The sequence below is a fragment of the Methanosarcina horonobensis HB-1 = JCM 15518 genome (assembly GCF_000970285.1).
Lineage (GTDB): Archaea > Halobacteriota > Methanosarcinia > Methanosarcinales > Methanosarcinaceae > Methanosarcina > Methanosarcina horonobensis.
The window spans coordinates 3,525,815-3,537,946 of sequence record NZ_CP009516.1 but is presented as its reverse complement, the minus strand read 5'-3'; the positions used below and the strand labels follow the sequence as shown (position 1 = coordinate 3,537,946).

The window sequence follows — 12,132 nt, the reverse complement described above, 5'->3', positions numbered from 1 at the left end:
GCAATTACTTACAAACATGTGAATGTATCAATTACTTTACTTATTATTGATTCGATTTTAATCGCTAACTTGACAGACTTCTATTTTACTATTTTTCTCTTTTTTCCCTTTTTTCCCTTTTCCTTTTCTTATTCTCTCTTTTTTTCTTGTCCTTTTTCTTATCCTCTCTTTTTTCTTGCACCCTTTCTTATCCTCTCTTTTCTTCTCGTCCCTTTTCTTATTCTCTTTTCCCTTCTTTTTCTATCAGAGAAGCCTCAGTCAGAAACAACATATTCAAAGACCAGGTGTGAAATCACAAAAAATACAAGGTCGTAAACTGCAAGCAATCTAATTTCTGGAACTAAGCTTTCGATGCTGCTTCCGGCTAGGACTCCGGCAGTTGCTTCAACCGAGGGAATCAGGACAGGAAGAAGTAGTGGCAGGAGAAGGACAGGCAGAAGAAGTTCTCTGGTACGGGTGCCCAGAGTAAGGGCAGAGAGCAGAGTTCCGACAGCAATGAACCCGAAAGTCCCGAGGAAGAGGACTATCAGGAGTAAGAGCAAGGTTTGGATACTCAGGCTGTAATTGTAGAGTACAATAAAGAAAGGAAGGGTTACAGCTTCCATAAGAAACACAATCGCAAGATTGGAGAGGATTTTTCCGGTATAGATAACACCTCTGTCTACAGGGCAAAGCATAAGGGCTTCAAGGCATCCGTTTTCAGTTTCCATGATGAAGGTTCTGGAAAGCCCGAGCATCCCGGCAAAGGTGAAAGCAATCCAGAGCACACCTGGAGCAAGTTTTTCAACCTTTTCGGTGTCTCCGAGGAAGTCCCCAAAAGAGATACTGAAGACCACAAGCACAAGAAGCGAGTAAATGAACATTGAGTTAAGCATCTGTTTTGTCCGGAACTCGGCTTTAAGGTCTTTTGCAGCGATATAAAAGCTCCGGATCATTTTTAAACTCCTTTTTTCATGTTATCTGTTATTTTCTTGAGTTCAAAACCTACTTTTAATGTTGAACCTTAATAGCACTTTTTCTTTTTAACTTCCATCCCTGTTTTCGGAATTTAAACTAGCATGGAACCGCACTTTTCTCTGAAGCCCTCAAAACCTGAGAGATCTTCTTTAAGTCCGTCATATACAAATTTTCCTTTATTCAGGACAAGGATTCTGTCGCAGAGGGCAAAACTCCGTTCCAGATCGTGAGAAACCATCAACTTTGTGCTCCCTTCGAATTCGGGACTTTTGAGGAGATTTTCAAAAATCAGAGAAGCTCCGGGATCGAGACCGGTATAGGGCTCGTCAAGAAGGAGCAGAGAAGGTCTATGGAGTAGAGCTCTTGCAATGGAAAGTCGCTGCTTCATGCCTCTTGAAAAAGTGCTGACTCGCTCGTCTGCTTTTGTTACGAGCCCGACATTTTCCAGAAGGTTTGAGATTCTCTCTTCGAGTTCCTGACTTTTGATTCCATACATCTGCCCGAAGAAACGCAGATTTTCTTTTGCGGTAAGCTCTCCGTAAATGTAGGAATCATGAGAAAGCATTCCTATTTCTCTGCGGGCTTTTTCAGGTTCTTCGGCCGTATCAAACCCGGAAACGAAAACAGAACCTTCGGTAGGCTCTATCAGGGTCGAGATCAGCTTCAAAAGAGTGGTCTTTCCAGCCCCGTTAGGGCCGAAAATAACCGCAAATTCGCCTTTTTTAAGGTCAAGGTCAAGGGCTTTCAGGACAGGAGTTTTCCCGAAAACCTTTGACAGCTTCCTTATGGAGACTGCGTTTTCCATCCGGAACTACTTTGAGGATTCCTCTAAATTAATCTTTTTATATGGTATTTGCTGCATCAGCCTGCAGTTCTGCTCTGGATGCAGTTCTGTGTCAGATTTTCTTTGTCCCTATAACCTGTCTCCAGCACTTACTTTTTAAAACTCCTGAGTACATTCTGTAAAAATCCTTTTTTTTCAAAGTACTGCTGGTGATATTCTTCTGCCATGTAAAATTCAGAAACAGGTACAATCTCGGTTACAATAGGATTTTTGAAAGCTCCTGCCTTTTCGAGTTCTTCTTTTGAGGCGAGTGCAGCAGCCTTTTGTTCTTCGTTATGGTAAAAGATCACGGAACGGTATTGTTTTCCTACATCAGGGCCCTGTCGGTCCTTTGTAGTTGGGTCATGGATCTTCCAGAAAACATCCAGCAGGGTCTTATATGAAACGACTTTAGGGTCGAAAATAACCCTTACTGCTTCTGCATGTCCGGTATCGAGAGTGCAGACCTGCTCGTAAGTAGGCTTTTCAAAATGTCCCCCACTGTAACCAACTGCAGTTGCAACCACACCTTTAACCTGGCGAAAAGCTTCTTCAATTCCCCAGAAACAGCCTGCTGCAAAGGTTGCCTTTTCCAGGCCTTCTCCGGGATTTTCAAATATATCTGTATTCTCTTCAGACGTTGTGTTTTTCTTTTCGACTTTTGTTATTTCTTCCACTATCTTTCCCCCCTCAAGTTTCAAGATTCTCTAATCAGGTTTTACCGTATTTTCCCATCAGTTCCCCTTCGGCAATGATGTGCCCTATCATTTCGCTTTCAAGCTCTTTTCTTCCTGCTCCTGCTTTGAGCTCAAGCTGTCTATCCAGCGCATAAACCCTGAAGAAAAACCTGTGCGTGCCTGAGGGAGGGCATGGGCCGCCATAGCCAATCTTCCTGAAATTATTCATTCCTTCAACCCCGGGGATACTATCCTCCTCAATTTTCGCCACCGGCTCGATGTTCCAGACGATCCAGTGAGTAAATGGATTCATGGGAGCATCAGGATCATCCATGATCAGTACCAGACTTTCAGTTCCCTCCGGAATATTCTCGAATTCCAGAGGCGGATTTATATTTTCCCCATTACACGTATATTTCCTGGGGATAGTACTGTTCGATTCAAACGCGCTGCTAAAAACCTTTATAATCCGGTTATCCATATTCTCATCCCCTTTGCCGGCATTGGAAGGTTCTTCATTTGCAGGTGCTTCCATCTGCTCGTTTTTGTCGGAAGCTCCTTCATCTACGGGTGACTCAACCTGCTTATTTTCAATACATCCCGAAATCAGGAGCATTCCTGCAAACAGGAACACTAAAACAACTACTCCGGCTTTTCTGTTCATGTACAGCACCAGTCCCTGAGCCCAGAGAAAATTGCCTAACACTGTAATATTAAGACTGCTGTAATATTAAGACTGAAGAGATATAACCTTTAAGGACTCTATCTCAGAGCCCAGCTTAGAATTGAACCGAAAGTCCAAAGTCTGAACTAATTTGAAGCCTGAACTTAAATTCTGAAGTTTCAAAAAAAGGTTTAGCCTATTCAATCGGATTTATTTAGTTTAACCCGCATGGCTGAACCCTTCTGATGGAGTCCCTAAGTTCTGCCTCATCCGGTATAGTGCCTCTGGTAACCTGAAAACAGGTCTCAAAACAAACTGTAGCTCCGAAACGGTCTCTAAAACCTTTTCTTGATAAAGACTGGAATCCTGAAAGGCAAGATGAATCAGTCTTCAACTTCAAGAGCCTGAATTATATCATTAACCGTAGCTTCTCCTTTGCCTACGCGCCTTACAAGCGGATAAATAAATGAGCAATCATCAATTGCTGCCCAGCGAGCTTCTCCTACGCGCCTTATAACATCGTTCATAACTCTGCCACAGTCGGTGCAGTATCTTGCATCGCTCTCTGCTCCACAAATTTCGCATTTCATAGAAATATACCCCATAATCTATGGGGCTGTTGATAATAAATAAATTTTGGTGATATGTGAGCAGAATTGTAAAGCCTCTGATAATACAAAAATAATATTGCAGGTACAGAGGACTCTTTCATGTAACTCGTTCACTGCTTACTCTGCCGGTTCGATATTTTCGGAAAATCCGGCAGTTCAAATCCGGCAGTTCAGGGAATTTAATGTCTTTGGAGTTATTCCCCCGACAAGATCAGGTTTATTAGATGACAGCAGATAACTGGCAAATCATGCAAGGTTGGTGATAATTTCGTTTATCTCCTCGATTCCTGAACCCCTTACCGTGATCTCTTCTTTGCTCCGTACTCCCAGTCCCAGTTCTACAGCCCTTTTTATCTGTGGCTGATCCCAGACCGAGTTCTTCTGAATCTTCGGAACCGTGCCCAGGGTTTTCAGAAGGGCAAGTCCTGCAATATCATTTGCGATCACATCCGGGCTTGCCAGCACAATTCCAGGCTCTCTCAGGGTCCCTATATTCGGGCCTTCGGTCACAAAGCACTTTGTAGCATCCGATATGTAAAAATCAGGCTTATAAACAAGGTTAGATTCGGCGATCATATTTCCGAAGAGCACATCCATCCCCTGCCCGTGAGGAAGCTGCCTCCTATCCCTATCTGCAGTTATGCTGATCTGGGACTTAAGGCCCATTGTAAATATCGCAGTCCAGTGAGTCTTGATTACCGGAAGGGCAATCGTATAATCCATAGACGCCAGAAACTCAGGCACATCAAATCCCATCGGCCAGGAATAAGCCTGCCTGGGTTCAACATGTTCACGTTTCAGGTGGTCAAATGTCAGAATTTCGTCAATCCCCTCAGCCTCCGCAACCTGCCAGAGTCCCAGTTTTTTGAGCACTTTTTCAGTGTTCAGGGTTGTCATTGACTTTTCAGCCACAATTATTTTTCCGGGGTTATACCTTTTTACTTCCCTTATAGCTCCCCTCAACACCTCAGGATTTGTCGAACCCGGAGCAGAGTCTGCAGTGTTTGCATTCGGCCTGATCAATACAGTTGCTCCCTCTTTTATCCTAAGCCCTCCTGCAAGCTCCACGGCTGTTCTTACGGATTCCAGGGTATCCTTATTTCTTGAAAGCCCAACAGTTACCATATCAAACTCCCATAGAGTAATTGTAATCCGATGTATAAAAGCGTCATATAGTTGTAGTTGTGACCTCACTTGCAGTCCTACAAAAACAATCCGTTAACCGGCACCGGTACTAGAATGAACTGTTACCGGGCAAAAATACGTCCCGGTATGAGAAAAAAATGTTTTTTGACCCAGGAGACAGGTCTTTGATTTACAGTAAAAATCATACTCCGTTCAACCTGCCCAGAGGCCGGTAGAAAAGAGAAGGGAAAATAAAGAGAAATTTGAAAAAGAGAAATAAAAGGAAAATAAACAGGAGCCAGAAAAGTATTTTTTATTTTGAGTTTAAATACTGCTCTGGTTGGTAGATTTGAAGTTTTTCATTTATACCGTCCAGTCTCTCCCCCTTTTCAGTACTCACTTTTCATGTCAATTGCTGCTGCGATTACATCGTAACTGCAGGAAAAATCTGTGATTTTTCTGTCCCGAAGCTAAACTTGGCTCCTAAAACGCAAATCTGCTGGCACAACTCTGGAGTTACTGGCGTAACTTACACTCGCACATCTCTATAAGAGCTCCTTCCCCTATTCTGGAACCGCGGGCAATAAGCATATCTCCTGCCTGAACAACGGTGTTGCCTTTGGGAGCATAGACCCAGCGCTCAGCTCTTTTGATTGCCATCACATGCAGTCCGGTTTCGGTTTCCAGTCTCAGTTCAGAGAAGGTCTTGCCTACTATTGGAGAACATTTTTCGACCTGGAGCCGTGTGATTACCTCTTCTGAATTACGGACTGCAAGGGTAATGATCGGGTGGAGCTCTATGTCCCTGAGGACAGTATCCGCAATCCCGTAGGCAGCATCCGATATTGCTTCCGAGGCGCTGGCAAGGTGCAGGATTCCTCTAAGCAGATTTACATCTTCAACATGTTTTGCAGTCTCAAGCACCCAGTGCTGAAGTTCGTACTTCATGGAATCCATTTCGGATTCAAGCGCGCTCACTTCATATGCAATATCTTCGTTATCAAAAAGGATGGCAGAATACGCTAGCCCTACGGAAAGTTCGGACATGTTTTTCATGTCCACGATTATGTCCACGGCATGCTCAAGGTCCTTTATGACTTTATCGTGCTCGATTTCTCTCGGAACGAACTTCCTTGTAGTTGCCATCTGGAAGAATAGCGGGACTCCTTCGTCATGCCCTCTGGCAATTAAAACATCTCCCTGGCGGATCCGGGTTTCCTTGTCCGGGTCATAAATCCAGTCTTCACTTCTGCGGATTGCAATTACCCACATCCCTGTCTCGATATCGAGTTCGAGATCCCCAAGAGTACGACCTACCATTACGGATTCTGCAGCAACGGTTGCCCTTAAGATAGTTTCTTCTGCTTCTCTGAGGGCTACCTTTAATTCCATCGGAATGCCCATGTTCATAAGAACGATTTTGGCAATATCGCCTGCAGCGTTTGCTATATTTTCCGAGGACGCAGCAACCTTCAGAACTCCCAGGAGTTCTTCAGCTTCATCGACCCTGCGTGTGCTTAACATTGCAGCCATTTTCATATGATAGTCAAGAGTATCCATCTTATCTTCAAGGTTAAGCACTTCTTCTGCAATGTCCTCATCATCATAGACCATTGCAGAATATGCCAGGTCTACCATGAGTTCGGAAGTATCCTTCATCTCAGTCAAAAGATCTATAAGATTCCTTGGACTGTATCTGAATTCTTTAGGGAACATGGTCTCTGTATCAACTCTACCTTGTTGTTGGTGTATGAGGTATATACCTCATAGTAATTATTAATTTTCGAATTATTCCTTATTTGGAAGCTTATTCAATTAAATAATAATGTTCTGGATAAAAGTGATATTATTAATACATATCTAGTTTATAAAATATTCAGTAAATGAAGGGCTACGAAGATCCCCATAACTCCCACCAGGTCTCCAAGACTTGCTATTAAAGGTATGACAGTGTCATCAGGGTCTATCCCGAAACGGTGAGAAGCAAAGGCAATGCCAACTGTTGCAGAATATACTACCAAAAGTTCTATTAAAACCGCAATAAGGCTGATTTCCAGCAGGGTAATGAAAGGCATGCCAAAACCCATAAGCTTGCTTGCAAGAAAAACAAGTACACTGACAGAGATTGAAGAAACAAAACCAACAATTGAAGCTGCGATAACGCTGTTGTGTACCACTGGGTTTCTGTAGATCCGGTCCCCAAGCCCCATATGAAAGGCAGAGGAAAGCCTGGCGCCAAGCATGCTCCCGGTATCTCCTCCTATTTTGATCAGGGCAGGGATAAGGATAAGGATTGCAGGCATGGAAAGCAGGCTGCTTTCTCTTGTGTTAAGGATTTGCCCGACAACGATGCCCATTACACAGGTGATAGAAAGTACCGGAAGTCCGCGCTGGATAATCCCTCTTACTGTGTAGTAGCTTGTCTGCCTCCCGTTTTTTCTCAAAGCATCACCACCAGTTTTGCCGAGAGGAAAAGCATGAACATGGAAACGATATCCCCGATGGTTGCAATTGATGGCGTAACAACATTATCCGGGTCAAAGCCGAACCTGAACATACCTATGGCAAGCAGGACAGCAACAAAAGAGAGAATTACTCCGGAAGTAAGAGCAGAAATCGCACATATGAGTATAAGCTTGAAAGCCCCTGCACTTTCAAAGCCCATAGCAAGAGTGACATAGTGCCCTAAAAACCCGAGCAAAATAGCCATTATAAAACCCAGGAGAAGGGAACCTGAAATATTATTTGTCAGTTCAGGGTTATTCCTGTCTATATCAGTGATCAATCCCATATGGATCGCACTGCCGAGCCTGGAACCCAGGGTTGAGGAGATATTCCCTCGCAGCCCCAGCACACCAGGATAAATCACAATTAATCCGGGGATCATCTCAAGTTCACTGGTCATTCCTGAAAAAATGATCCCTGCAATGACTCCTCCAACAGTCGCAAGAAGTTCAAAAGGCAACGCCTCCCGTACAATTGACGAAATACTGGCGTATTCGCTGAGGTATCTGTCTCTAAATTGGGATTCGAAGATATCCTCATCCCTGTGCGACTCGGAGGGCATGCGGTTGTATTATACACTGATATTATTAAAATAATAGGTAACATCCTAAAAATGAGTTTTTGCAAGTTTTTTTGCATCTTATAGAGTATACTTATGCATTTTCTGAAACCCTATTAAATTCGAAATAAACCAGGTATGGTTTTCTGCTAAGAATTCTTTTGAAGAATTCATCTGTAGAATTGATCCAAAACTCGAAATCAGAAACTCAATTAGCATCTTTTTCTCCGGCGCGTCGGATAAAAATAAATAACTTGCAGCCGTTACTTCTTAGTGATACCCATGGTTATAGGAGTTACAATGATAAACGTGCTGCCCGGATACGAAAAAGCAGCATACCGAGAACTAAGGAATATAGAGGGAATTAAAGACGTCTACCATGTTTTCGGAGAATACGATTTTGTCGTGATTATAGACGTTGAAGACCTGAGCATCCTCAATGCCGTGGTAGACAGGATAAGGGAAAGCGAGACCGTAACCGCAACACAGACAATTATAGGTGCTGAACTCTGAGTAATCGGCGCCTGAAAGTGTACCATTCCGGCAGAAAAAAGCTGGATAATCGATATCTTTTTTAGCAGGCACTATTATTATTACCTCGTGTTTTTATTATGAAAGAGATTCTAATTTGGACAGCAAATTTACTTTGAAGACTGTTATAAGTCTTTCATAAACCTCCGGATAGAATCAACATACTATCTTTCCAGTATCGGATTCGTTTCAAATACAGACTTACAAAACTTATTAAACATCAGATTTATTTTAAACTTTAGATCAATTTTTCAGCCCTGAGGTAAAAGTCTATGGAAACCCCTATTGCAGAAGAACTCGCCAAAAAACAAAAATCGATAAGTGTAGCAGAATTTTTTGAAAAGAACAGGCAGATCCTGGGTTTTGACTCTGCGCCTCGAAGCCTTATAACAACTGTAAAAGAAGCAGTGGACAACTCTCTCGATGCCTGTGAGGAAGCCGGAATCCTGCCAGATATTCTTGTCCAGGTTGAGAGAACAGGACAGGACTATGTAACCGTTATTATCGAAGACAACGGTCCGGGAATTATAAGAGAGCAGATCCCCAAAGTATTTGCAAAACTGCTCTACGGTTCAAGATTCCATGCCCTCAAGCAGAGCAGGGGGCAGCAGGGAATAGGAATTTCGGCAGCCGTGCTCTATGCCCAGATGACAGCAGGCAGGCACACAAAAATTCTCTCAAAAACCAGCCCGACAGCTCCTGCTCACTACTATGAGCTCATGATCAATACCAGCACCAACGAGCCTGATATCCTGATAGATGAGATCAGGGACTGGTTCCGCCCTCACGGGACCCAGATAGAGCTGGAGATGAAGGCTGCCTATGTGAAAGGAAGAAGGCAGTCAATTTATGAATACCTTAAAGCCACTGCAATTGTAAACCCCCATGCCAGGATAACTCTTATCGATCCTGACGGCAATGAGGAAGTCTTTGAAAGGGCTACGGATAAAATGCCCGAGCCTGCGGAAGAAATCCTGCCCCATCCCGAAGGCATAGAACTCGGAACCCTCATGAAAATGCTCCATTATACGGAGCGCCAGAAACTTGCTCCATTCCTGCGCTACTCTTTTTGTAAAATAGGCCTGCTGACTGCAGAGGAGATTTGCAAAGCTGCAGGACTTGATCCAGAAATCGACCCTCATGCTCTGGGCCGTCATGAAGCAAGAAAGCTGATTGAAGCTTTTGAGAAAGTAAAGATTATGGCTCCCCCGACGGACTGCCTTTCTCCTATTGGTGAAGAGCTGATCTACAGGGGGCTTGAAAAAGAGACAACCGTGGACTTCATTGCTACAAGCACAAGGAAACCTGCCGTTTATTCGGGAAACCCCTTTGTAGTGGAAGTAGGGATGGCATATGGGGGCAATCTCCCGAAAGAAGAAAAGATAAGCATCATGCGGTTTGCAAACCGTGTACCTCTACTTTACCAGCAGGGCGGTTGCGTGACCACACATGCCGTAGAAGAAATCAAGTGGAAGCAGTACGGCTTAAACCAGCCTGGGGGAGGAATTCCCATAGGACCTGTTATCCTCCTGATACATGTTGCTTCTATTAACGTGCCTTTTACTTCCGAATCAAAGGATGCGATTGCAGATATTCCCGTGATTAAAGAAGAAGTGGACCTCGCAATCAAAGACGTTGCAAGAAAACTCAAGCATTACCTGAGCAAGCAGAGCAACCTCAAGAAGCGCCGGGAGAAAGAGATTATCATTACAAAAGTGCTTCCGAAGATGGCGATAAAGGTTGCAAATATCCTGGAAAAAGATGTCCCTGATATAAATCCCGTTGTTGCAAATATTATGGGAAACCTGCTTGTACACAGGAAGGTAAAAAGTAACGGGGACGGGACTGCAAATGTGGCGATAAAGGTCAGGAATTTCGGGAATTCTGCTTATTCTTTCAAGGTTCATGAGATGCTCCCCTGTAAAATCAGCGGGACAAAACCCGAACCAAAAGTTGTAACTATGGGCAACGATTACGATTATATCTGGGATCTCTCGGCAGCTGCGGGGTCTTCCAAAGTATTGAGCTACAAAATAGAATCCGCAACCGAAGAAGAACTACGAAAATTACCTCAATTGATTGTAGAAGGTATTGAAGAAGAACTGGTAACCGGGGCAAAGGCTTTCAAGGGTGTTTGAAATGGCAGGAAAAACAAGTAGCAAAACAAGAGAGGGAGATGCCCTTGCCAGGGAAAAACTCCTTGAGATTGCAGAAAAGATCTATAACCAGTTTGAAGATGAGGTTGTCCCGAGCGTCAGCCTTCCAAGCAGGACAAAAGCAAACATAGAATACTCCGACGAGAGCGATGTCTGGGTCTACGGAGACAGGGAAAGCGAAAGGAGTGCAAAAACCGTAAAGGGTGCATTCCAGCTCCTGAAAACAACCTATGCAACGGATTTTCTCATAAACGAGCATCTTGCTCATAACCGCGGCTCAACCCTTCGAGAACTTTATTATATATCAGAGGGCTGGGATTATGCCAAATTCAAAGAACAGGCTGAAAGCGACCGCCTTATTGAAGACCTGGAACTTTTAACCAGCCTCCAGAGAGAGTATTTCCATATGCGTCCCGAAGAAGACGGGGCTACCATGTTCGGGCCTATTGAAATTTCGGAACTGACAAAGCGCGGAGAGCGGGATATCCACTGCCAGAAGGATGTGGGGGAAGGCGGGTATCAGATCCCCTTCAATGTGGAAAATATAGAGTTTAAAAACCACGATGCAAGCATGATTATAGCCATAGAAACCGGTGGTATGTACGCCCGGTTGATGGAAAACGGGTTCGATGAGGCTTATAATGCAATCCTTGTCCACTTAAAGGGTCAGCCTGCACGGTCAACCCGCAGGATAATCAAGCGCATGAACGAGGAGCTCGGGATCCCTGTGGCAGTTTTTACTGACGGCGACCCATGGTCTTACAGAATTTATGCTTCTGTTGCCTACGGAGCCATAAAAAGTGCTCACCTTTCGGAATTCATGGCAACACCCGGAGCCAAATTCCTGGGGCTTCAGCCTTCGGATATCGTGGAATACGAACTCTCAACCGACAAGCTCACAGAGCAGGACGTAAGCGCACTTCGGAGCGAACTTTCCGATCCCCGCTTTGAGTCTGAGTATTGGAAAGAGCAGATCCAGCTCCAGCTCGATATTGGCAAGAAGGCTGAACAGCAGGCTTTTGCAGGAAAAGGTCTGGACTTCGTAACCGAGGTTTATCTTCCGAATCGGCTGAGAGAAATGGGCATGATTTGAGAGAATCGGGAAGAATATTTTATATTTTGAAAAAGCTGCTGGCAGTGAATGAAAGCGAAAGTCTGGAAACTCTGCCGGCAGAATACAGAAACCAGTCTGTTTAAAAAAAGCTGCAGATGATTATGATGGCAGTGGATTATGACAATTCTAAGCTAATAAACTGATTCTATTTCCACGGGATTTACATTTATAATAGCTGCTTTTTTCCGGAAAGCTGTCCGTTTCGTTAAGCAATATGTTCGGAAAAAAAGAACAGGAATTTTGTTCCAGGGATGCTTCTCGAGACTTCTAAAATGCCGCAACTCGTGCTCTGGCCGCTCCGAGAGGTGCAAATTTTTATCTGTGAAACAGCAAATATTTATTTAAACTAAAGACATATTGAAAAATTAGTCTGAAAAGGGCATTTTTGAGTGAAAAATTATGCTAAAAAT

Annotated in this window: 12 protein-coding genes; 3 read left to right on the top strand and 9 right to left on the bottom strand. The window is 43.9% G+C overall.

The window, feature by feature from the left end:
• Positions 1-254 precede the first annotated feature (254 nt).
• From MSHOH_RS15540 to MSHOH_RS15500, 9 genes are all read right to left on the bottom strand, one after another.
• Positions 255-935: a heme exporter protein CcmB gene (locus MSHOH_RS15540; RefSeq protein ID WP_048140990.1), complete on the bottom strand. Its 681-nt coding sequence runs from the start codon at positions 933-935 to the stop codon at positions 255-257.
• 113 nt (positions 936-1,048) lie between these two features.
• Entirely contained in the window at positions 1,049-1,762 is a 714-nt protein-coding gene (locus MSHOH_RS15535) for an ABC transporter ATP-binding protein (RefSeq protein WP_048140988.1), read from the bottom strand.
• A gap of 128 nt (positions 1,763-1,890) precedes the next feature.
• The gene (msrA, locus tag MSHOH_RS15530; RefSeq protein WP_048143548.1) at positions 1,891-2,376 is read right to left on the bottom strand and encodes a peptide-methionine (S)-S-oxide reductase MsrA; all 486 of its coding nucleotides are present in this window, start codon (positions 2,374-2,376) and stop codon (positions 1,891-1,893) included.
• 115 nt (positions 2,377-2,491) lie between these two features.
• Positions 2,492-3,163 (bottom strand): YbhB/YbcL family Raf kinase inhibitor-like protein, encoded by a 672-nt coding sequence (locus tag MSHOH_RS15525; protein ID WP_239451006.1) that lies wholly within the window; start codon positions 3,161-3,163, stop codon positions 2,492-2,494.
• A 341-nt stretch (positions 3,164-3,504) separates the two neighbouring features.
• Complete coding sequence (locus tag MSHOH_RS15520) at positions 3,505-3,711, bottom strand: hypothetical protein (protein ID WP_048140985.1); 207 nt, start codon at positions 3,709-3,711, stop codon at positions 3,505-3,507.
• Between the two features lie 267 nt (positions 3,712-3,978).
• The gene (locus MSHOH_RS15515) at positions 3,979-4,857 is read right to left on the bottom strand and encodes a DUF362 domain-containing protein (protein ID WP_048140983.1); all 879 of its coding nucleotides are present in this window, start codon (positions 4,855-4,857) and stop codon (positions 3,979-3,981) included.
• Between the two features lie 516 nt (positions 4,858-5,373).
• The gene (locus tag MSHOH_RS15510) at positions 5,374-6,573 is read right to left on the bottom strand and encodes a potassium channel family protein (protein WP_048140981.1); all 1,200 of its coding nucleotides are present in this window, start codon (positions 6,571-6,573) and stop codon (positions 5,374-5,376) included.
• A gap of 149 nt (positions 6,574-6,722) precedes the next feature.
• On the bottom strand, positions 6,723-7,301 hold the full coding sequence (locus MSHOH_RS15505; protein ID WP_204245335.1) for a magnesium transporter: 579 nt from the start codon (positions 7,299-7,301) through the stop codon (positions 6,723-6,725).
• Complete coding sequence (locus tag MSHOH_RS15500; RefSeq protein ID WP_048140980.1) at positions 7,298-7,924, bottom strand: magnesium transporter; 627 nt, start codon at positions 7,922-7,924, stop codon at positions 7,298-7,300. Before MSHOH_RS15500 ends, MSHOH_RS15505 begins: the two co-directional genes overlap by 4 nt.
• Positions 7,925-8,221: 297 nt before the next feature.
• Here MSHOH_RS15500 and MSHOH_RS15495 point away from each other — a divergent pair, with 297 nt between their 5' ends.
• From MSHOH_RS15495 to MSHOH_RS15485, 3 genes are all read left to right on the top strand, one after another.
• A complete protein-coding gene (locus MSHOH_RS15495) occupies positions 8,222-8,434 on the top strand; it encodes an Lrp/AsnC ligand binding domain-containing protein (protein WP_082089501.1) in 213 nt (70 codons plus the stop codon).
• Between the two features lie 290 nt (positions 8,435-8,724).
• Positions 8,725-10,590, top strand: coding sequence for a DNA topoisomerase VI subunit B (locus MSHOH_RS15490; RefSeq protein WP_048140977.1), 1,866 nt, complete (start codon positions 8,725-8,727; stop codon positions 10,588-10,590).
• Between the two features lies 1 nt (position 10,591).
• A complete protein-coding gene (locus MSHOH_RS15485; RefSeq protein ID WP_048140975.1) occupies positions 10,592-11,701 on the top strand; it encodes a DNA topoisomerase IV subunit A in 1,110 nt (369 codons plus the stop codon).
• Positions 11,702-12,132: the final 431 nt, after the last annotated feature.

Coding starts and splice junctions, on each gene's coding strand:
- MSHOH_RS15540 (WP_048140990.1), bottom strand. CDS start 935: ATGATCCGGAGCTTTTATATCGCTGCAAAAGACCTTAAAGCCGAGTTC.
- MSHOH_RS15535 (WP_048140988.1), bottom strand. CDS start 1,762: ATGGAAAACGCAGTCTCCATAAGGAAGCTGTCAAAGGTTTTCGGGAAA.
- MSHOH_RS15520 (WP_048140985.1), bottom strand. CDS start 3,711: ATGAAATGCGAAATTTGTGGAGCAGAGAGCGATGCAAGATACTGCACC.
- MSHOH_RS15515 (WP_048140983.1), bottom strand. CDS start 4,857: ATGGTAACTGTTGGGCTTTCAAGAAATAAGGATACCCTGGAATCCGTA.
- MSHOH_RS15510 (WP_048140981.1), bottom strand. CDS start 6,573: ATGTTCCCTAAAGAATTCAGATACAGTCCAAGGAATCTTATAGATCTT.
- MSHOH_RS15500 (WP_048140980.1), bottom strand. CDS start 7,924: ATGCCCTCCGAGTCGCACAGGGATGAGGATATCTTCGAATCCCAATTT.
- MSHOH_RS15495 (WP_082089501.1), top strand. CDS start 8,222: ATGATAAACGTGCTGCCCGGATACGAAAAAGCAGCATACCGAGAACTA.
- MSHOH_RS15490 (WP_048140977.1), top strand. CDS start 8,725: ATGGAAACCCCTATTGCAGAAGAACTCGCCAAAAAACAAAAATCGATA.
- MSHOH_RS15485 (WP_048140975.1), top strand. CDS start 10,592: ATGGCAGGAAAAACAAGTAGCAAAACAAGAGAGGGAGATGCCCTTGCC.